General features: G+C 74.9%; 15 protein-coding genes. 14 read left to right on the top strand and 1 reads right to left on the bottom strand.

Features of this window, described 5'->3' with window-relative positions:
* Position 1: 1 nt before the first annotated feature.
* The 7 genes from ABT238_RS25630 (at position 2) to ABT238_RS25600 (ending at position 8,227) form a co-directional block, all read left to right on the top strand.
* On the top strand, positions 2-640 hold the full coding sequence (locus tag ABT238_RS25630; RefSeq protein ID WP_350569124.1) for a response regulator: 639 nt from the start codon (positions 2-4) through the stop codon (positions 638-640).
* 121 nt (positions 641-761) lie between these two features.
* Positions 762-3,446 (top strand): DNA translocase FtsK, encoded by a 2,685-nt coding sequence (locus ABT238_RS25625; protein WP_350792815.1) that lies wholly within the window; start codon positions 762-764, stop codon positions 3,444-3,446.
* 285 nt (positions 3,447-3,731) lie between these two features.
* Positions 3,732-4,604 (top strand): helix-turn-helix domain-containing protein, encoded by an 873-nt coding sequence (locus tag ABT238_RS25620; RefSeq protein WP_350569120.1) that lies wholly within the window; start codon positions 3,732-3,734, stop codon positions 4,602-4,604.
* Positions 4,605-4,700: 96 nt separating this feature from the next.
* Positions 4,701-6,173 carry a 30S ribosomal protein S12 methylthiotransferase RimO gene (gene rimO, locus ABT238_RS25615; RefSeq protein ID WP_350792791.1) on the top strand — a complete coding sequence of 491 codons (1,473 nt, stop codon included), beginning with the start codon at positions 4,701-4,703 and terminating at the stop codon, positions 6,171-6,173.
* Positions 6,170-6,808 carry a CDP-diacylglycerol--glycerol-3-phosphate 3-phosphatidyltransferase gene (gene pgsA / locus ABT238_RS25610; protein WP_350569117.1) on the top strand — a complete coding sequence of 213 codons (639 nt, stop codon included), beginning with the start codon at positions 6,170-6,172 and terminating at the stop codon, positions 6,806-6,808. The genes rimO and pgsA overlap by 4 nt, the downstream gene beginning before the upstream one ends.
* Before the next feature lie 94 nt (positions 6,809-6,902).
* A complete protein-coding gene (locus ABT238_RS25605) occupies positions 6,903-7,472 on the top strand; it encodes a CinA family protein (protein WP_350569116.1) in 570 nt (189 codons plus the stop codon).
* A gap of 386 nt (positions 7,473-7,858) precedes the next feature.
* On the top strand, positions 7,859-8,227 hold the full coding sequence (locus ABT238_RS25600) for a helix-turn-helix domain-containing protein (RefSeq protein WP_350551437.1): 369 nt from the start codon (positions 7,859-7,861) through the stop codon (positions 8,225-8,227).
* Between the two features lie 440 nt (positions 8,228-8,667).
* Here the strand turns inward: ABT238_RS25600 and ABT238_RS25595 are convergent, their stop codons facing one another.
* Positions 8,668-13,383 carry an ATP-dependent helicase gene (locus ABT238_RS25595; protein ID WP_350569112.1) on the bottom strand — a complete coding sequence of 1,572 codons (4,716 nt, stop codon included), beginning with the start codon at positions 13,381-13,383 and terminating at the stop codon, positions 8,668-8,670.
* A gap of 214 nt (positions 13,384-13,597) precedes the next feature.
* Here ABT238_RS25595 and ABT238_RS25590 point away from each other — a divergent pair, with 214 nt between their 5' ends.
* The 7 genes from ABT238_RS25590 to rny all read left to right on the top strand — a co-directional run bounded on the left by ABT238_RS25590 (position 13,598) and on the right by rny (position 21,365).
* Entirely contained in the window at positions 13,598-15,175 is a 1,578-nt protein-coding gene (locus ABT238_RS25590; protein WP_350792716.1) for a S8 family serine peptidase, read from the top strand.
* Positions 15,176-15,231: 56 nt separating this feature from the next.
* Entirely contained in the window at positions 15,232-15,783 is a 552-nt protein-coding gene (locus ABT238_RS25585) for a GNAT family N-acetyltransferase (RefSeq protein WP_350569108.1), read from the top strand.
* Positions 15,784-15,851: 68 nt separating this feature from the next.
* On the top strand, positions 15,852-16,046 hold the full coding sequence (locus ABT238_RS25580; protein ID WP_350569106.1) for a DUF3046 domain-containing protein: 195 nt from the start codon (positions 15,852-15,854) through the stop codon (positions 16,044-16,046).
* An 83-nt stretch (positions 16,047-16,129) separates the two neighbouring features.
* Entirely contained in the window at positions 16,130-17,416 is a 1,287-nt protein-coding gene (locus ABT238_RS25575) for an AI-2E family transporter (protein ID WP_502884331.1), read from the top strand.
* 177 nt (positions 17,417-17,593) lie between these two features.
* Positions 17,594-18,706, top strand: coding sequence for a recombinase RecA (gene recA / locus ABT238_RS25570; protein WP_350569105.1), 1,113 nt, complete (start codon positions 17,594-17,596; stop codon positions 18,704-18,706).
* Positions 18,707-18,710: 4 nt separating this feature from the next.
* Positions 18,711-19,694, top strand: a complete 984-nt coding sequence (recX, locus tag ABT238_RS25565; protein WP_350792669.1) for a recombination regulator RecX — start codon at positions 18,711-18,713, stop codon at positions 19,692-19,694.
* A gap of 219 nt (positions 19,695-19,913) precedes the next feature.
* Positions 19,914-21,365 (top strand): ribonuclease Y, encoded by a 1,452-nt coding sequence (gene rny / locus ABT238_RS25560; RefSeq protein WP_350569103.1) that lies wholly within the window; start codon positions 19,914-19,916, stop codon positions 21,363-21,365.
* The last annotated feature ends 53 nt before the right edge of the window (positions 21,366-21,418 follow it).

Here is a 21,418-nt window from a genome sequence, read left to right as displayed (position 1 = left end):
CGTGATGCAGAAGGCGAAGATCCTCCTGGTCGACGACCGGCCGGAGAACCTGCTGGCGCTGGAGGCGATCCTCTCGGCGCTGGACCAGACCCTGGTCCGGGCGGCGTCCGGCGAGGAGGCGCTCAAGGCGCTGCTCACGGATGACTTCGCGGTGATCCTGCTGGACGTCCAGATGCCCGGGATGGACGGCTTCGAGACCGCCGCCCACATCAAGCGCCGCGAGCGCACCCGGGACATCCCGATCATCTTCCTCACCGCGATCAACCACGGCCCGCACCACACCTTCCGCGGCTACGCGGCCGGCGCGGTGGACTACATCTCCAAGCCGTTCGACCCCTGGGTGCTGCGCGCCAAGGTCTCGGTCTTCGTCGACCTCTACATGAAGAACTGCCAGCTGAAGGAGCAGGCCGCGCTGCTGCGGCTGCAGTTGGAGGCGAGCGGCGCCGAGCCGGCCATCGGCGGCGCGCTGCTCGGTGAGCTGTCGGCCCGGCTGGCGGCGGTCGAGGAGCAGGCCGAGTCGCTGACCAAGCAGCTCGACGGCACCGAGGACGGCGGCGTGGCGGCCACCGCCGCGCACCTGGAGCGCAAGCTGGCCGGCCTGCGGCGCGCGCTGGACGCGCTGCGACCCGGCGCGGACTGAGCGGCTCCGGTTTCACCCGTCCGGGTGAAACCGAGAGGGTGACGGTGTGTCGGCGACACGTCCCGGGGCTCCGCGCGCACGACGTGGGCACAGGTCGTCCGCCCCGGTAGGCTGCTGACCCATGGCCACACGTACGCCCGGAAGCGCGGCACGCAAATCGAGTCCGGGACCGTCCAAGAAGGCCGTGGCGAAGGCTCCCGCCAAGCCGCCCGCCAAGAAGGCGGCCGCGAAGAAGGCCGCCCCGGGGAAGAAGACGGCGGCCAAGGCACCCGCCCCGCCCCCCGCTCCCCGGCCGATACTCTTCCGCGCCGTGCGGGCCCTGTGGCTCGGCATGGCGCACGGCATCGGCACGGTCTTCCGGGGCTTCGGCGACGGCGCGAAGAACCTGGACCCGGCGCACCGCAAGGACGGCGTCGGCCTGCTGCTGCTGGCGCTGGCCCTGGTCACCGCCGCCGGCACCTGGTTCAGCCCGCAGGGCTGGCTGGGCGAGGCGGCCACCAACGTGGTCTCCGGCCTGTTCGGCCGGCTCGACGTGCTGGTGCCGTTCCTGCTGGCCGCCGTCGCGATCCGGCTGCTGCGCCACCCGGAGCTGCCGGAGGCCAACGGCCGGATCATGATCGGCCTGACCACGCTGCTGGTCGGTGTGCTCGGCCTGGTCCACATCGGCTGCGGCGCGCCCGCGATGGGCAGCGGCGCGACCCGGATAAGGACCGCCGGCGGCATCGTCGGCTGGGCCGCGTCCACCCCGATGATGGCCGCCGCCGGGCCGGCCCTCGCGGTGCCGCTGCTCCTGCTGCTCGCCTTCTTCGGCCTGCTGGTCACCACCGCCACCCCGGTCAACCGGATCCCCGAGCGGATGCGCGGGGTCGGCGTCCGGCTGGGCGTGGTCGAACCCGGCCCGCAGGACCTGGACGGGGGGCGTGCGCCGGAGCGCGAACTCTCCCACGAACCCCCCGAGGACGCCGACCCCTCCGCGCTGCCCTTCACGGTGGACACGGACGGTGACGACCCCTCGGACGAGGTGGCCGCCCGCCGGCGCCGCCGCAAGCGCAAGCAGCCCGAGGACGAGCCCGCCGCCGAGCCGGACATGTTCGCCAAGGAGCCGCTGGACCCGTACACCACCCGCAACCTCGCCGCCGGCGCGGCCGCCGACCTGGACGGCGCGCTGGTCTACGGCGTGCCCGCCTCCTCGGCCGTGGCGGACATGATGCACCAGGTGCAGGACCGCACCGCCCCGCCGGAGGAGCCCGCCGTCCCGGCCGCCCGCAGCGGCGCCGGCCCCGGCGCGCCCGAGGAGCACGGCCCCGCGCCGGTCCGGATGGAGCAGCTCCAGCTCGCGGAGGGCCTCACCTACGCCCTGCCCTCGCTCGACCTGCTGGAGCGCGGCGGCCCGGCCAAGGCCCGCAGCGCCCTCAACGACGAGGTGGTGGCCCAGCTCACCGGCACCTTCGGCGAGTTCAAGGTGGACGCCCGGGTGACCGGCTTCACCCGCGGCCCGACGGTCACCCGCTACGAGGTCGAGCTCGGCCCCGCGGTCAAGGTCGAGCGGATCACCGCGCTCGCCAAGAACATCGCGTACGCGGTGGCCAGCCCGGACGTGCGGATCATCAGCCCGATCCCGGGCAAGTCCGCGGTCGGCATCGAGATCCCGAACCGGGACCGCGAGATGGTCAACCTCGGCGACCTGCTGCGCTCGCGCACCGCCGCCGAGGACACCCACCCGATGGTCGTCGGCATGGGCAAGGACGTCGAGGGCCACACCGTGATGGCCAACCTCGCCAAGATGCCGCACATCCTGGTGGCCGGCGCGACCGGCGCCGGCAAGTCGTCCTGCATCAACTGCCTGATCACCTCGATCCTGGCCCGGGCCACCCCGGACGAGGTGCGGATGGTGCTGGTCGACCCCAAGCGGGTCGAGCTGACCGCCTACGAGGGCATCCCGCACCTCATCACGCCGATCATCACCAACCCGAAGAAGGCCGCGGAGGCCCTCCAGTGGGTGGTCCGCGAGATGGACATGCGCTACGACGACCTCGCCGCGTTCGGCTTCCGGCACGTCGACGACTTCAACGCGGCGGTCCGGGCCGGCACCGTCACCCCGCCGCTCGGCAGCGAGCGCGAGCTGACCCCCTACCCGTACCTGCTGGTGATCGTCGACGAACTGGCCGACCTGATGATGGTCGCCCCGCGCGACGTCGAGGACTCGGTGGTCCGGATCACCCAGCTCGCCCGCGCGGCCGGCATCCACCTGGTGCTGGCCACCCAGCGGCCCTCGGTCGACGTGGTCACCGGCCTCATCAAGGCCAACGTGCCGTCCCGGCTCGCCTTCGCCACCTCGGCGATGGCCGACTCCCGGGTCATCCTGGACCAGCCCGGCGCCGAGAAGCTGATCGGCAAGGGCGACGCGCTCTTCCTGCCGATGGGCGCCAGCAAGCCGATCCGCATGCAGGGCGCCTTCGTCACCGAGGCCGAGATCGCCGCCGTGGTGAAGCACTGCAAGGAACAGCTGTCCGCCGTGTACCGGGACGACGTGATGGTCGGCGGCGGACCGAAGAAGGAGATCGACGAGGAGATCGGCGACGACCTGGAGCTGCTGATCCAGGCGGCCGAGCTGGTCGTCTCCACCCAGTTCGGCTCCACCTCGATGCTGCAGCGCAAGCTGCGGGTCGGCTTCGCCAAGGCCGGGCGGCTGATGGACCTCATGGAGTCGCGCGGCATCGTGGGACCGAGCGAGGGCTCCAAGGCCCGCGACGTCCTGGTGAAGCCGGACGAGCTGGACGGGGTGATCGTCTCCATCCGCGGCTGAGGCCGGCCGGGGCCACTGACGGGTGTTCACCCGTTCGGATGGGGGTAGGCGGCGGGTGCGGAACCGATCGGGTGCGCACGGCGTCCCACGGGGGACACCGGACGCGCGGACGGCGGTGCGGGGGCCCCGGAGACGGCGGCCGCCGCACCAAAGGGCGGTCAGTGCACGCCCGGCCCGGTGCCGGGGCGGCCGAGCGCATTCGGGCCTGTTCCGCTTGAGAAACGATCCGCCCACGCCCCTAGACTGTTCCCCAGCAGGTGGCCAACCGCTCGAAAGGCGTGCACCGTGACCATCGGCAAGTCCTCCGACCGCGAGAACGCCCCGTCCCCGGACCGGCCCGCCGGCGCCGCCGAACAGGCGGCCGATGCCCCGAGCATCGGCCGGGTGCTGTCCGCCGCCCGGATCGAGGCCGGGCTCACGGTGGATCAGGTGAGCAGTGCCACCCGGGTCCGGGTGCCGATCGTGCACGCCATCGAGGAGGACGACTTCGGCCGGTGCGGCGGTGACTTCTACGCCCGCGGCCACATCCGCGCGATCGCCCAGCTGGTCGGCGTCGACGGCGAGGCCCTGGTGGCCCGCTACGACGCCGCGCACGGCGGCTCGCCGGCCTCCAAGCGGCCCACCGAGCTGATCGAGAGCGGCCCGATCAAGGTCCCCGGCCGGGGTCGGCCGAACTGGACCATCGCGATGGTCACCGCGATCGTCGCGGTGGTCGGGGTGATCGGTTTCAATCTGGTGAGCGGCAAGTCCGGGACCGGCACCACCGGCTCGGCCAGCGCCCCGCTGCCCGCCGGCTCCGGCACCGGCTCGCTCGCCCCGGTCGCCCCCGTGACCACCCCGGCCGTGCAGCCGCCCGCCCCGGCGCCCAGCGCCCCCGCGATCGCCGCCGCCCCGGCCGACAAGGTCACCGTGAAGCTGGTCGCCGAGAAGGACACCAGCTGGGTCTCGGCGGTGGACGGCACCGGCAAGTCGCTGTTCCAGAACAACATCGAAGAAGGCCAGGACCAGACCTTCACCGATCCCAAGCAGATCAAGCTGGTGATCGGCAACGCGGGCGCCGTGCACGTGTACGTCAACGGCAAGGACCTCGGTCCTGCGGGCAAGAACGGCCAGGTGGTGCACGTCACGTACACCCCCGGCGACCCGCAGGCGGGCTGATCGCGGGGGTCGGCCGCCCCCGGGCGGAACCGGCCGGACCGGGCGTGTGGCCTCCGGGGCGAACGGCTCCGGCGGGCGCGCGTTAATCTTGGCCCTATGCCTGAACGCCGTACTGTCGCCCTTGTCACGCTCGGATGCGCCCGCAACGAGGTGGACTCCGAGGAACTCGCCGGGCGACTGGAAGCCGACGGCTGGTTGCTCGTGGACGACGCCGCCGAAGCCGACGTCGCCGTCGTCAACACCTGCGGCTTCGTCGAGGCCGCCAAGAAGGACTCCGTCGACGCCCTGCTGGAGGCCAACGACCTCAAGGACCACGGCCGCACCCAGGCCGTGGTCGCGGTCGGCTGCATGGCCGAGCGCTACGGCAAGGAGCTGGCCGACGCCCTGCCCGAGGCCGACGGCGTGCTCGGCTTCGACGACTACGCCGACATCTCCGACCGCCTGCAGACCATCCTGTCCGGCGGCCACCACGCGCCGCACATCCCGCGCGACCGCCGCAAGCTGCTGCCGCTGAGCCCCGTCGAGCGCCAGGCCGCCGCCGCCGAGGTGGCCGTGCCCGGCCACGGCGCCCCCGAGGACCTGCCGGAGGGCGTCGCGCCCGCCTCCGGCCCGCGCACCCTGCGCAAGCGCCTGGACGACAGCCCGGTCGCCTCGGTCAAGCTCGCCTCCGGCTGCGACCGCCGATGTTCGTTCTGCGCCATCCCGGCCTTCCGCGGCTCGTTCATCTCCCGCCGGCCCTCCGACGTGCTGCACGAGGCCCAGTGGCTGGCCGGGCAGGGCGTCCGCGAGGTCGTCCTGGTCAGCGAGAACAACACCTCGTACGGCAAGGACCTCGGCGACATCCGGCTGCTGGAGACCCTGCTCGGCGAGATCTCCGCGATCGACGGCGTCGAGCGGGTCCGGGTCTCCTACCTGCAGCCCGCCGAGATGCGCCCCGGCCTGATCGACGCGATGACCGGCACCGAGGGCGTGCTGCCCTACTTCGACCTGTCGTTCCAGCACTCCGCGCCGGCCGTGCTGCGCCGGATGCGCCGCTTCGGCTCCACCGACCAGTTCCTGGAGCTGCTCGGCACCATCCGCGACAAGGCCCCGCAGGCCGGCGCCCGGTCCAACTTCATCGTCGGCTTCCCCGGCGAGACCGAGGAGGACTTCGCCGAGCTGGAGCGCTTCGTCACGCACGCCGGCCTGGACGCCATCGGCGTCTTCGGCTACTCCGACGAGGAGGGCACCGAGGCCGCCACGTACGGCGACAAGCTGCCCGAGGACGTGGTGGCCGACCGGCTGGCCCGGCTCAGCAAGCTCGCCGAGGAGATGACCGCCCAGCGGGCCGAGCAGCGGATCGGCACCGAGGTCGAGGTGCTGGTCGAGTCGGTCGACGGCGACCTGGTCGAGGGCCGCGCCGCCCACCAGGCGCCGGAGACCGACGGCCTCACCACCCTGACCGGCGCCGAGGACGCCCGGGTCGGGCAGTTCTACCGGGCCCGGGTGGTCGCCGGCGAGGGCGTCGACCTGGTCGCCGAGGCGCTCGAGCAGGTGCGCGTCCGCCGGGCACCGGGAGCCGGGGAATGACCCAGGGGCCCGGCGCCCCGGCCGCGGCCCACCCGGGCAGACCGGAGGCCGCGGTGCCCCCGGCGCCGGGGATCTGGAACATCGCGAACATGCTGACCATGGTCCGGCTGCTGCTGGTCCCGGTCTTCGTCACCCTGCTCTTCGCCGACGGCGGCCACGACCCCAAGTGGCGCTCGGTGGCCTGGGCCTCCTTCGCGATCGCGATGATCACCGACCTCTTCGACGGCGAGCTGGCCCGGCGCAAGGGACTGGTCACCGACTTCGGCAAGATCGCCGACCCGATCGCCGACAAGGCGATCATGGGCGCGGCGCTGATCGGCCTCTCGGTGCTGGGCGACCTGCCGTGGTGGATCACCGTGGTGATCCTCGCCCGTGAGCTCGGCATCACGCTGATGCGGTTCTGGGTGATCCGCTTCGGCGTCATCCCGGCCAGCCGGGGCGGCAAGCTCAAGACGCTCACCCAGGGCATCGCCGTCGGCATGTACGTGCTGGCGCTGACCGGCTGGCTGGCCACCGGCCGGGCGGTGCTGATGGGCGTCGCGGTGCTGCTGACCGTCGGCACCGCGCTGGACTACGTGGGGCAGGCGCTGCGCCTGCGCCGCGAGGGACTGGCGGCGCAGCGCCCGCGCGGGTGAAACCGCGCGGATCCCGGTCGCGGGAGGCCCCCGGGCGCCACAATGGCGGGTACTCCGGGACCGGCCCGGGGGAGCGCGAGGGAGGGACGTCGGGATGAGTGGTAGATCCGAGGCCGTGCGGACCGGGGGCGTCGTGGAGCCGGGCGGGGCGGCCGGAGCGGCGGCCGGAGGGCCGGCCGACTACGGGCTGGCCGAGCGGGCGCACGCCGCGCTGCGGGCCGAGGGCGGCACGGTGGCCGTCGCGGAGTCGCTGACCGGCGGGCTGCTGGCGGCCGCGCTGGTGGACGTCCCCGGGGCGTCCGCGACCTTCCGGGGGTCGGTGACCGCCTACGCGACCGAGCTGAAGGCCTCGGTGCTGGGCGTCGACGAGGGGCTGCTGGACGTCCACGGTCCGGTCCACCCGGTGGTGGCCCGGCAGATGGCCGAGGGCGTGCGCAAGTTGCTCGGGGCGACCTACGGGGTCGCGACGACCGGGGTGGCCGGCCCGGAGCCGCAGGACGGCCGGCCGGTCGGCACGGTACACCTCGCGATCGCCGGTCCGGAGGGAACTCTGGTCAGTTCGCCACGGTTGTCGGGAGAGCGTGCCACAATCCGTCACAGGGCGGTGACCGCCGCTCTGGAGCTGCTCGTCGGGCGGCTCCCGTCCGGTACACCCGCGCACTGAGTCGTCGTCCGCACTGCCCTCACCGGCCGTCCCACCGGCCACCCGTCACACCGCTCCCCGGTCTCCACCGGGGCCGCCCGCCGAGATCTCCACCGAGCCGGGATCTGCCGAACTGGCGTGCGGGCATCGTACATCTGGAGGATCGTGTTACATCGGAGGGCCTGGTTGGGCAGAAACCAGGTGGCGAACGAGTGGCGTGGCGGTGGCCGAGTGCCGCCCGGAGGGTACGACGAGGTGCCCGCCGACCCGGGTGCGACACCGAAACAGGGGAGGGGACAGCCTTGCAGCCCAGAGTGAACACGACCATGGTCCCCGCACGCGAAGCGGGCAAGGCGGTACGGTGGGGGCGTGACATCTCGATCCGCAGTCCGAGGAGGGAGGCACCGATGATCCTGCTCCGTCGCCTACTGGGCGATGTACTGCGTCGGCAGCGCCAGCGCCAGGGCCGCACACTCCGCGAGGTGTCGGCGGCCGCCAGGGTTTCGCTCGGGTACCTCTCCGAGGTCGAGCGGGGACAGAAGGAGGCCTCCTCGGAGCTGCTCTCCGCCATCTGCGACGCACTCGACGTCCGGATGTCCGAGGTCATGCGCGAGGTCAGCGACGAACTGTCGCTCGCCGAACTTGCGGCGATGGCCACCCTCTCCGAAGGTGAACTGCTGAGGCCGGTGCTCGAACCGGTTCCGCTGCCGGCTCCCGGCACCGACCGGGCGAACATGTCGCCCAAGGCCGCCGCGATGGACGTGGTCGCCGCCTGACCTGGCCTCGGTACGGGCCCCACGGGGCCCGGGTTGAGCGAAGGAGGCGGTCGTGCGCAGTGCGGCGGTGACGCGTACCAGGGCCCGAATACCCTTCCGGCGGGCGCGGTCCCGGCCGCTTCGGCTGGGGCTGGGCCTCCTGACGGTCCTGGTCGGGGGGCTCGGCTGGTGGCTGTCGGCCGGCCCCGGGCAACTGCCCGGGGGCGCGGTGCCGGCGCTGCTGGCGGCCGGCGGCTGGGGCCTCGGGATGATCCCGGTCCATGCCGACTGGCGGTCCACCGGGCCGCCGCGGCGCCGGACGCGGGTGCGGCGCCGAACGGGTGAGCCGGTCGTCGAACCGGTGGCCGGACCTCCGGCCGGGTGACAGAACGCGGACGAGGGCCGTGGGACCGGGTCGGTCCCACGGCCCTCGTCGTGCGTACGGCCGCCCGCCGCCGGGCTCAGGGGCGCAGTCGCAGACCACGCGGGGTGGCGTGGAAGCCCGCCTGCTCCAGGGCGGTGCCGAGCGCCGACCCGAGGGCCGGCTCGCCGTTCGCCCGTTCGACGGTGACGCTGCCCAGCGCCCCCGCCCGGGCGGCTCCGGCCAGCGCGGCCGCCGCGGCGGCGAGGGTGGCGTCGTCCCGCGTCCAGGCGAGCAGCGACTTGCCGCCGCGCTCGACGTACAGGCACAGCTCGCCGTCGACCAGTACCACCAGGGCGCCGGCCTTCCGGCCGGGCCGGTGCGCCTTGCCCGCCGCCTCGGCGGACCCGGCGGGCGGCTCGGGCCAGGGCAGTGCGGCGCCGTAGGCGTTGGCCGGGTCGGCGGCGGCGAGCACCAGGGCCTGCGGGGGCTCGGCGGACGGGGCGGCCGGCCACTCGGTGCCGGCGGCCCGCTCCAGCCGGCCGCTGACCGAGCGCAGCCGGTCGGCGGCGCCCTCCATGGCGAACTGGGCGCCGCCCAGCCCCTCGACGAAGTAGCCCCGGCGGGTCCGGCCGCGTTCCTCCATGGCGGAGAGCACCCGGTAGACCCCGGCGAAGCCGCCCGGGACCCGCTCGGCGGCGACCGTGCCCCGGGTGAGCAGACCGTGCCGGTCCAGCAGGCTCTGCGCCTGGGCGGTGGCCCGGACGGTCGGGTCGGCGGCGAACGCGGGCAGCAGCGACCAGCGCCCGCCGACCGTCGGCGGGCCGCCGCGCAGCGCGCCGCCGACCCTGCCGAAGGGGCGCCCGGCGCCGCCGAAGCGGCCGCGCGGGGTGGCCCGGGGCGCCCGGTGCGCGGTGGCGCCGGCGGTCCGGCCCGAGCCGAGCAGGGCGCGCAGCGGGGCCAGGGTGTCGTTGCTGACGTAGCCGGCCCAGACGAGGTCCCACAGGGCCTCGACGACCTCCGGTTCGGGTGTCTCCGGGAGCTGGGCGACCAGCTGGCGGAAGAACAGCCCGTAGCCGCCGGTCAGCGCCTCCAGCAGGGCGGTGTGCACGGGGGTGACGGCGGGCGGCACCGGTTCGGGGCGCAGCAGGTGGGCGTTCTCGGCCAGGTGCAGGCTGATCCAGCCGTCCTTTCCGGGCAGCGCCCCGGCGCCGGCCCAGCCGATCTCGCCGGCCGCCGTCAGTTCGTCCAGCAGACCGGGGGAGTAGTCGGTGAGCCGCGCCGGGAGGATCAGCTTCTCCAGGGCGGAGGCGGGCAGGGCGGTGCCCTGGAGCTGTTCGACCACCCGGAGCAGGCCGTCCGGGCCGCGCAGCCGGTGGCCGGCCAGGTGCTGCCACTGGGGCAGGAAGGCGGCCAGGGCGCGCGGCGGGACGGGTTCGACCTCCTGGCGCAGGGCGGCCAGCGAGCGGCGGCGCAGCCGGCGCAGGACGTCCGCGTCGCACCACTCGACGGTGGCGGTGTGCTGCTCGGGAGGGGCGGCGCGAAGCGCTTCCGAGGAAGGGTGGTGGTGGGCGACGGGTGGGCTGAACTCGCCCTGGACCAGGCGGCCGGTGGCGGTGAGGCGGTGCAGGGTGCCGGTGACCACGGCGGAGCCCAGGCCGTAGCGTTCGGCGGCCTCGGCGGCGGTGAACGGGCCGTGGGTGCGGGCGTGCCGGGCGAGCAGGTCGCCCAGCGGGTCCTTGACCGGTTCGGTGAAGGCCTCGGGCACGCCGACCGGCAGCGGGGTGCCGAGGGCGTCGCGCAGCCGGCCGGCGTCCTCGATGGCGGCCCAGCGCTGCTCGCCGCCGATCCGGACCTGGATCACCCGGCGGGCGGCCTCCAGTTCGAGGGCCCAGAGCGGTTCGGCGCCGCGGGCGGTCAGCTCGGCCTCGCTGAGCGGGCCGAGCAGGCGCAGTGCGTCGGCGACGCCCTCGGCGTCCTTGATCCGGCGCTCGGGGGTGAGCCGCTGGAGTTCGGCCTCCAGCTCGGCGAGGACCTGCGGGTCGAGCAGTTCGCGCAGTTCGGCCTGGCCGAGGAGTTCGGACAGCAGCCGGGAGTCGAGCGAGAGGGCGGCGGCGCGGCGCTCGGCGAGCGGGGAGTCGCCCTCGTAGAGGAACTGGGCGACGTAGCCGAAGAGCAGGGAGCGGGCGAACGGGGAGGGTTCGGGGGTGGTGACCTCGACCAGCCGTACGGCGCGGGATTCGAGGTCCCCCATCAGTTCGACCAGACCGGGGACGTCGAAGACGTCCTGGAGGCACTCGCGGACGGCCTCCAGCACGATCGGGAAGGAGCCGTACTCGGCGGCGACCTCCAGGAGTTGGGCGGCGCGCCGGCGCTGCTGCCAGAGCGGGGTGCGCTTGCCGGGGTTGCGGCGGGGGAGCAGCAGGGCGCGGCCGGCGCACTCGCGGAAGCGGGAGGCGAACAGGGCGGAGCCGCCGACCTGGTCGGTGACCAGCTGTTCGATCTCCTGCGGGTCGAACAGGGTGGCGTCGGCGCCGACCGGGGCGTCGTCGGTGACGGGCTTGTCGGAAGGGAAGTCCAGGAGATCGGCGTCCGGCAGGCGGAGCACGATGCCGTCGTCGGCGTGCATCACCTGCGGGTCGAGGCCGTGCTTCTCGCGCAGCCGGGCGGCGAGGGCGAGCGCCCAGGGGGCGTGCACCTGGGCGCCGAAGGGGGAGTGCACGACGATCCGCCAGTCGCCGAGCTCGTCGCGGAAGCGCTCGACCACGATGGTGCGGTCGTCGGGGAGGTGGCCGCAGGCGGCGCGCTGCTCGGCGAGGTAGTCGAGCAGGTTGCCGGCGGCCCAGTCGTCCAGGCCGGCCCGCTTCAGCCGGGCGGTGGCGGTCTGCGGGTCGAGCGCGCCGAGTTCGCGGGTGAAGGCGCCGAGCGCGCGGCCGAGTTCCAGCGGGCGGCCGAGGCTGTCGCCCTTCCAGAACGGGAGCCGGCCGGGGACGCCGGGGGCGGGGGTGACCAGCACCTTGTCGTGGGTGATGTCCTCGATCCGCCAGGAGGTGGTGCCGAGGGTGAAGACGTCGCCGACCCGGGACTCGTAGACCATCTCCTCGTCCAGCTCTCCGACCCGGCCGCCGCCCTTCTTCGGATCCGTGCCGGCGATGAAGACGCCGAACAGGCCCCGGTCGGGGATGGTGCCGCCGGAGGTGACGGCGAGCCGCTGGGCGCCGGGGCGGCCGCTGACGGTGCCGGCCACCCGGTCCCAGACCAGGCGGGGGCGCAGCTCGGCGAAGGCGTCCGAGGGGTAGCGGCCGGCCAGCATGTCGAGCACCGCGTCGAAGGCGGACTGCGGGAGGGTGGCGAACGGCGCGGCCCGGCGGACCACGGTGAGCAGTTCGTCGACCTGCCAGGTGTCCAGCGCGGTCATCGCGACCAGCTGCTGGGCGAGCACGTCGAGCGGGTTGCGCGGGATGCGCAGGGCCTCGATCCGCCCGGCCCGCATCCGCTCGGTGACCACGGCGGACTGCACCAGGTCGCCCCGGTACTTGGGGAAGACCACGCCGGTGGAGACCGCGCCGACCTGGTGGCCGGCCCGGCCTACCCGCTGGAGGCCGGAGGCGACCGAGGGCGGGGACTCGACCTGGACCACCAGCTCGACGGCGCCCATGTCGATGCCGAGCTCCAGGCTGGAGGTGGCGACCACGGCGGGCAGCCGGCCGGCCTTGAGTTCCTCCTCGACCAGGGCGCGCTGCTCCTTGGAGACCGAGCCGTGGTGGGCGCGGGCGATCACCGGCGGGGCGCCCTTGGCGGCGCCGGAGCCGCCCATCAGCTGGGCGGGGGCGTGGGCCTCGGGCAGGCCGGCACCGGTGGCGCGTTCGAGGGCGATCTCGTTCAGCCGGTTGCAGAGCCGCTCGGCGAGGCGGCGGGAGTTGGCGAAGACGATGGTGGAGCGGTGGGCCTGGACGAGGTCGACGATCCGTTCCTCGACGTGCGGCCAGATGGAGGCCTGGCGCTGCGGGTCGCCGTCGGCGGCGCCGCCGACGGCCGGGGCGGCGGGCAGGTCGTCGAGGTTCGGGACGGGGACGACCACGGAGAGGTCGAACTCCTTGGCGGCGGGTGGCTGGACCACCTCGGCGCCGCGCCCGGGGCTGAGGAAGCGGGCCACCTCCTCGACCGGCCGGACGGTGGCGGACAGGCCGATCCGGCGGGCCGGGCGGTCGAGCAGTTCGTCCAGCCGCTCCAGGGAGAGCGCGAGGTGGGCGCCGCGCTTGGTGCCGGCGACGGCGTGCACCTCGTCCAGGATCACCGTGTCGATGCCGCGCAGGGCGTCCCGGGAGGCGGAGGTGAGCAGCAGGAAGAGCGACTCGGGGGTGGTGATGAGGATGTCCGGCGGGTGGGTGGCGAAGCGGCGGCGGTCGGCGGCCGGGGTGTCGCCGGAGCGGATGGCGACCTGGACGTCCGGTTCCGGCAGGCCGAGCCGGACGGCGGCCTGGCGCAGGCCGGCCAGCGGGGCGCGGAGGTTGCGTTCGACGTCGACCGCGAGGGCCTTCAGCGGGGAGATGTAGAGGACCCGGCAGCGGCGCCTGGGCTCGGCGGGAGGCGGGGTGCTGCTGAGCCGGTCCAGGGCGGACAGGAAGGCCGCGAGGGTCTTGCCGGAGCCGGTGGGGGCGACCACCAGGACGTCGGTGTCCCGGGCGATGGCGCGCCAGGCCTCGGCCTGGGCGGTGGTGGGCGCGGAGAAGGCGCCGGTGAACCAGGCCCGGGTGGCGGGGGCGAAGCCGGCCAGCGGGTCGGCCGGGGTGGGGGTCGGGTGCGCGGTCGCCATGCCCCCATGGTGCCGGGTGGCACCGACAAGGGGGCGGGTCCGGCGGGGCGCGGGGGTGCGGGGCGGTGGCCGTTCGGGGCAATCGGGAAGGCAGAACGGACAAACCGATCATATGGTGATGATTCAGTCCCTGTGACGCTCCTGTGAAGACCAGCCCCTCCGGCGGCCGGCCGCCCCGGTCCGGCCGCCGGGACCGACGAGCGGAGACCGTGCCATGGCGCAGGCCGACCCGTCCGGCCGAGGCCCCCTTCCGGTGCCCGCCCGGATGGCCGGTCCGGCCGCCCCCGCCCGGCGCCGCGGCCGGGGGCCGCTGCGCGTCCTGCTCGCGATGCTGCTGACCGCGCTGGTCGTCGGCGGCGCCGTCCCCTATGTCGCCGGGCCGGGGCGGGCGTACCTCAGCTACCTGGTCCTCGCCGAGCGGGCGGACGCCGCGGGGGCCGAACGGGCGGCGGAGCAGATCCGCGCGGCCGGCGGGCAGGTCGTCCAGGAGTACCCGCAGATCGGGGTGGTGCTGGCGTACGCCGCCGGGGGCTTCGCGCAGAAGGTCCGCGGGCGGCCCGGGGTGGCCTCGGTCGGTGCCACCCGCACCGCGCCGGTGCCGGGCCCGCCCCGGTCGGTGGACGGCGCCGGCGACTTCCGGGCCGGGCTACGCGGCCCGGGCGGCTCTGGCGACGGCGGCGGGGACGGGGACGGGGACGGCGGGGACGACAGCACCGTCACGGTCCCCGACCCGGGCGAGCGCGACGCCTGGAACCTCGCGCTGCTCGGTGCCGCCCCCGGCGCGGCCGCGGACACCACCCCCCGCTCGCCGCGCGGCCCGGACACCCCCGGCGCCGACGCCCTGCGCCGGGTGCTGGTCGCCGTCCTCGACTCCGGCGTCGACGACACCCACCCCGACCTGCGCGCCGCCGTCGACCCGAAGAGCTCCGTCTCCTGCGCCGACGGCCGCCCCGACGCCCGCACCGGCGCCTGGCGCCCCGACGCCGGGGTCGGCGAGAGCGGCCACGGCACCCATGTCGCCGGGATCGTCGGCGCCGCCCGGGACGGCCGGGGCGTCAGCGGGGTCGCCCCCGGGGTGCGGATCGCCGCCGTCCGGCTGCTCGGCCCGCTCGGCCAGTACTACGCCGAGAACATCGTCTGCGGCATGCTCTGGGCCGCCGACCACGGCGCCCGGGCGATCAACAACAGCTACTTCGCCGACCCGTGGAAGTACAACTGCCCCGACGACCCCGACCAGGCCGCGCTGACCGCCGCCGTCGGCCGGGCCGTCGAGTACGCCCGCCGGAACGGCGCGGTGGTGGTCGCCTCGGCCGGCAACGACGGGCAGGACCTCGGCGCGGCCCGCAGCGACGAGCGCAGCCCCAACGACCGCACCGGCGGGGCGCCGCAGTCCCGCTCGCTCGGCCCCGAGTGCGTCCGGCTGCCCGGCGAACTGCCCGGCGTGGTCACCGTGACCGCCGTCGACCGGGACGGCCGCCCGTCCGTCTACACCAACCACGGGCGCGGCCGGGTCTCGCTGGCCGCCCCCGGCGGGGACCCGGACGGCGGCGCCCGGGGGGCGGTGGTCTCCGACTGGCCCGACGGCCGGTACGCCGCCCTGGCCGGGACCTCGATGGCCGCCGCGCACGTCACCGGCGCGGTCGCGGTGGCCGCCGCGCTGCACCCGGACTGGGACTCCGACCGGCTCGCCGCACTGCTGGCCACCACCGCGGACGCCGCCTGCCCGCCCGGCCCGCACGCCTGCGGCGACCGCGAGTACTACGGCGCCGGGGCGCTGGTCCTGCCGCGCTGAGCGCACGGCCCGGAAAACCGGATGACGGACCGGAGGGGGCGGGCGAGGATCGGGGGATGGATGTCTTCCTCACCACCGAGCGGCTGGTGCTGCGCCGCTTCACCGCCGCCGACGTGGACGCGCTGGTCGAGCTGGACGCCGACCCGGAGGTCACCCGCTACCTCACCGGCGGGCGGGCCACCCCGCGCGAGGTCGTCGAGTCCACCCTGCTGCCGCTCTACCTCGACCACTACCGCCGGTACGGCGGTCTCGGCTGGTGGGCCGCCGAGGAGCGGGCGGGCGGGGCCTTCCTCGGCTGGTTCGAGTTCCGGCCGCCGGACGGCGACCGCACCGAGGTCGAACTGGGCTACCGGCTGCGCCGCGCGGCCTGGGGCCGCGGCTACGCCACCGAGGGCTCCCGGGCGCTGATCCGCCGGGGCTTCACCGGACTCGGCGTCGAGCGGGTGGTGGCGTACACCATGGCGGTCAACCGCGGCTCGCGGCGGGTGATGGAGAAGGCCGGGCTCTCGTACGTGCGGACCTTCCGCGAGGACCACCCGGAGCCGATCGAGGGCAGCGAGCACGGCGAGGTCGAGTACGCCCTGACGGCGGCCGACTGGCACCCGTAGGGCCGGGGCGGGCGGGCCGGGAGAGCGGGCGGGACGGGGCCGTGCGGCGGTCCGGGATACTGGTGGGCATGAGGCTGACGGAGTTCTGGCGGCGGATGTACGCGCACTTCGGCGAGGCGTACGCGGAGTCCTTCGCGAGCGATCACGTGATGAGCGAGCTCGGCGGGCGGACGGTCCGCCAGGCGCTGGAGGCGGGCTGGGAGGCCAAGGACGTCTGGCGTGTGGTCTGCGACACCCAGGGCGTCTCCGCGGTGCTGCGCTGAGCCGGTCGGGTCCGGTCCGGCCGCCGCCCGACGACTTCCGGCCGATGCTCGAACGCGCGTCGGACATGGGTCAGACTGTGCGAGTGGCAAGCAGTGCAGAACAGCAGAATCCGGACAGGTCGGCGCAGGTCGCCGACGAGGCAGCGGGCCCTCCGCCCGCCTCCCCGCCCGCCGCGGAAGCGGAACCGGCGCCGGCCCGCACCGCGGGTGACGGCATCTGGGGTTCCGGCATGCCGCGCTGGCTGCCGCGGGCGATGGTGCTGGCGCTCGTCATGGTCGGGCTGTTCCAGCTCGCCGACTGGGCCTTCCACCAGCTGATCGACCTCTTCGTGATGCTGCTGGTCTCCTTCTTCCTGGCGCTGGCGCTGGAGCCGGCGGTGGACCGGATGGCGGCCCGCGGGGTGCGCCGGGGAGTCGGCACCTTCCTGGTCTTCATCGCGGTGGCGATAGCGGTCGGCGGGTTCCTGACCGCGCTCGGCACCCTGCTGGTCGACCAGGTGGGGAAGATCGCGGGTGAGCTCCCGCACCTGCTCGACAACCTGATCACCTGGATCAACAGCACCTTCCACCAGGACCTCTCGCTGGACGAGCTGCAGAAGAAGCTGCTCAAGGACTCCGGGGCGATCGAGAGCTACGCCCAGTCGGCCGCGGACAACGTCTGGGGCGTCTCCACGACCCTGCTCGGCGGCCTGTTCCAGGCGTTCACGGTCGGCCTCTTCACCTTCTACTTCACCGCCGACGGGCCCCGGGTGCGGCGCACCGTCTGTTCGATGCTGCCGCCCGCCAAGCAGGCCGAGGTGCTGCGGGCCTGGGAGATCGCGCTGGCCAAGACCGGCGGCTACCTCTACTCCCGGGCCCTGCTCGCGGTCGCCTCGGCGCTCGCGCACTGGGTGATGTTCGCGCTGCTCGACCTCCCGTACGCGGCCGCGCTGGCGGTCTGGGTCGGCGTCATGTCGCAGTTCGTGCCGACCATCGGCACCTACCTGGCGGGGGCGCTGCCGGTGCTGGTGGCGCTGACCACCCCGGAGCCGGTGGACGCGCTCTGGGTGCTGGTCTTCGTGGTGGTCTACCAGCAGGTGGAGAACTACCTGCTGCACCCGCGGATCACCGCGAAGACGGTGGACGTGCACCCCGCGGTGGCGTTCGGCTCGGTGATCGCGGGCGCGGCGCTGCTCGGCGGCGTCGGCGCGCTGATCGCCATTCCGGCGGCGGCCACCCTGCAGGGCTTCGTCGGCACGTACGTGCGGCGGTACGAGGTGACCGACCCGCGGATCGACCGCGGCGAGCAGCGCCGCCAGCGGCGGGCGCTGCGCCGGGAGGCGGCGCGCAGGCTGCGGCGGATGGTCGGCGGGGGCTCGGACCGGGAGTAGCCGGGGGCGCCCCGGGAGCGGGGCTCGAACGGCCCCGGCTTGATTCGAACACTTGTTCTTTGTACTCTCCGGCGCAGAGTTCTCCCCAGGCAGAGCCGGGTCGGAGCCGATTGTCGGTGGGACGCGCTAGCGTCGAGGACGATGAAGCGCACAGCACAGAACCCGAGGGTGGAAGCCATGGCAGGTACGGACCGCGAGAAGGCCCTTGAGACGGCGCTCGCCCAGATCGAGCGACAGTTCGGCAAGGGCTCGGTGATGCGCCTCGGCGAGAAGGCCAACGAGCCGGTCGAGGTGATCTCCACCGGGTCCACCGCCCTGGACGTCGCCCTCGGGGTCGGCGGCATCCCGCGCGGCCGGGTGATCGAGATCTACGGCCCCGAGTCCTCCGGCAAGACCACGCTGACCCTGCACCTGGCGGCCAACGCCCAGAAGGCCGGCGGCACCGTCGCCTTCGTCGACGCGGAGCACGCGCTCGACCCGGAGTACGCCAAGAAGCTCGGCGTGGACACCGACGCCCTGCTGGTCAGCCAGCCGGACACCGGTGAGCAGGCCCTGGAGATCACCGACATGCTGATCCGCTCCGGCGCGATCGACCTGGTGATCATCGACTCCGTGGCGGCGCTGGTCCCGCGCGCGGAGATCGAGGGCGAGATGGGCGACTCGCACGTCGGTCTGCAGGCCCGGCTGATGAGCCAGGCGCTGCGGAAGATCGCCGGTGCGCTGAACCAGTCGAACACCACCGCGATCTTCATCAACCAGCTGCGCGAGAAGATCGGCGTGATGTTCGGCTCGCCGGAGACGACGACCGGTGGCCGGGCGCTGAAGTTCTACGCCTCGGTCCGCCTGGACATCCGCCGGATCGAGACCCTGAAGGACGGCACCGAGGCGGTCGGCAACCGCACCCGGGTCAAGGTCGTGAAGAACAAGGTCGCCGCGCCGTTCAAGCAGGCCGAGTTCGACATCCTCTACGGCGTGGGCATCAGCCGCGAGGGCGGCCTGATCGACATGGGCGTCGAGCACGGCTTCATCCGCAAGTCGGGTGCCTGGTACACCTACGAGGGCGACCAGCTCGGCCAGGGCAAGGAGAACGCCCGCAACTTCCTGCGGGACAACCCGCAGCTGGCCGACGAGATCGAGCGCAAGATCAAGGGCAAGCTGGGCATCGGCCCGAAGGTCGAGGAGCCGGCCGAGGCCGCGGCGGCGGATGCTGCCGAGGGCGCGGCCAAGCCGATCACCGCGACCGCCGCCAAGACGGCCGCGGCGAAGAAGACGGCGGCCGCCAAGGCCTGAGCCGTTGACGCAGCACAGTGGCGGGCCGACGGGCCCGGAGGACGACGACTACGGGCCGCCGGACTGGTTCGCGGCCGTGGCCGAGCCGGAGCCCGCGTCCGCACCAGGGTCCGGCCCGGACGCCGGGCGGGTGCGCCGGTCGGCGCCGGCGGACACGGGGGAGCTCGGGCTCGTCTCCGCCTCCGAGCTGCCGGCGGGGCGGCGGCGTCGCCGCTCGGCGCTGGCGGAGGAGCGGTTCCCCGGCGGGCCCGCCGGCGGGGGCGAGGAGGACGACGGAGCGGGGGCGGCCGGTCACGGGGGTGCGGCCGGCCCCGCCCCGGCGTTCCCGCAGGAGCGGCCGAAGCGGCGCTCCGGCCGCACCCGGCGCGGCGCCGACCGTGACGGCACCGACCCCGACGGCACCGGCGGCGCCGACGGTCCGGACGTGGACGGCCCCGGTGCGCCCCGGCGCCGCCGCCCCGAGGAGCCGGCCGACCCCGAGAGCCGGGCCCGGGACATCTGCCTGCGCCTGCTCACCGGCGCGGCCAAGACCCGCAAGCAGCTCGCCGACGCCCTGCGCAAGCGGGAGATCCCGGACGAGGTCGCCGAGGAGGTGCTGACCCGGCTGGAGGAGGTCGGGCTGATCGACGACGCCGCCTTCGCCCGGGCCTGGGTGGAGTCCCGGCACAGCGTCCGCGGTCTGTCCCGGCGCGCGCTGGCGCAGGAGCTGCGGACCAAGGGCGTCGCCGGTGACCTCGCCGAGCAGGCCCTCGCCCAGGTCGACCAGGACGACGAGACCGAGGCGGCCCGCGCCCTGGTCGAACGCCGGCTGCGGACCACCCGGGGCCTGGAACGGCAGACCCGCACCCGCCGGCTGGTCGGGATGCTGGCCCGGCGCGGCTACTCCGAAGGGCTGGCCTTCCGGGTGGTCCGGGAGGCGCTGGACGAGGAGGAGGCCGGCGCCGGGGAGCAGGACGGGGCGTACGGGGACACGGCGTACGAGGACTGACGCCCGGGTCACCGGGGGTTACCCGAGGGTTGGTCAACTGCCTGGCCAGTCTTGACCGTTTCGTAACCCACGCCTAGCCTCGCACTCAGTGCGGGAGCACGTCGATCATCCCTCGGCCACCCCCGGCCGCGCTCCGGCCGTGCCTGCGACCGGGCGGTTCCGGGCCGGCCGCGCGACGGTCCCGGGCGGCGTGCCGCGGCTGGACGGGGAGTGGGCAGCATGAGGATCGCGGTGGGCGCCGGACCGGCCGTCTCCCTGCTGGCGGCGGCCGTGGTGGCGGCCCTGGTGACGGCCTGGCTGCTGGCCCGGCGGTTCCGCAGCGCGCAGCGCCGCGCCGCCGCCGAGACCGAGCGGGCGCGGCGGCGCACCGAGCGGCAGGCGGACCGGCAGCGCGCCGAACTCGACCGGCGCGAGGAGTGGTTGGCCGGGGAGCTCGACCGGCTGCGTGCCCGCGAGGGCGAACTCGCCGAGCGGACGGCCGAACTGGCGCGCGTGAGGGGCGAGGCCGACGAGCTGGTCCGGCACCGGGCGGCCGAACTGGAGCGTACCGCCGGGCTCTCCGCGGAGCAGGCCCGCGCCGAACTCGTCCGCGCGGCCGAGGCGCAGGCCCGCCGGGAGGCGGCGGTCACCGTCCGGGAGATCGAGCGCGCCGCCCGTGAGGAGGGCGAGCAACGGGCCCGGGGCATCGTGGCCGGGGCGATCCAGCGGCTGGCGGCCGAGCAGACCGCCGAGACCGCGGTGTCGGTGTTCCGGCTGCCCACCGAGGAGATGAAGGGCCGGGTGATCGGGCGCGAGGGCCGCAACATCAAGACCTTCGAGTCCGTCACCGGCGTCAATCTGATCATCGACGACACCCCGGCGGTGGTGCAGCTCTCCTGCTTCGACCCGGTCCGCCGGGAGACCGCCCGGCTCACCCTGGAGCAGCTGGTCGAGGACGGCCGGATCCACCCGCTGCGGATCGAGCACGTGCACGCGCGCAGCCGTGCGGAGGTCGAACGCCGCTGCGTGCGGGCGGGCGAGGACGCGCTGCTGGCCGTCCGGGTCGGCGGCATGCATCCGGAGCTGGTCCGCACCCTGGGCACCCTGCGCTACCGGGCCTCGTACGGGCAGAACGTGCTCGGCCACCTGGTGGAGTCGGCGCACCTGGCCGGGATGATGGCCGCCGAACTCGGGGTGGACCCGGAGCCGGTGCGGCGCGCGGCGCTGCTGCACGACATCGGCAAGGCGCTGACCCACGAGGTCGAGGGCAGCCACGCGGCGGTCGGCGCGGACTTCGCCCGGCGGCACGACGAGCCGGCGGACGTGGTGCACGCGATCGCCGCGCACCACGGCGAGGTGGAGCCGAAGACGGTGGAGGCGGTGCTGGTCCAGGCCGCGGACGCCTGTTCGGGCGGCCGCCCGGGGGCGCGCAAGGAGTCGCTGGAGGCGTACGTGCGCCGGCTGGAGCGGCTGGAGGAGATCGCCCGGGCGCACGACGGCGTGGCCGACGTCTACGCGATGCAGGCCGGCCGGGAGGTCCGGGTGATGGTCCGCCCGGAGGTGGTGGACGACCTCGGGGCGCAGGTGATCGCCCGGGAGGTCGCCAAGCAGGTCGCGGAGGAGCTGACCTACCCGGGCCAGATCCGGGTCACCGTCGTCCGGGAGAGCCGGGTCACCGAGGTCGCCCGCTAGCGGGCCCCAGGCCCCCTCGGCCGCAGACCCCCACGGCGTCGGGCCCCACGGCG

This window comes from Kitasatospora sp. NPDC001527 (genome assembly GCF_040298605.1).
Classification (GTDB): Bacteria; Actinomycetota; Actinomycetes; order Streptomycetales; family Streptomycetaceae; genus Kitasatospora.
The sequence above is the reverse complement of the archived record's forward strand: the minus strand, read 5'-3'. Positions and strand labels throughout refer to the sequence as shown.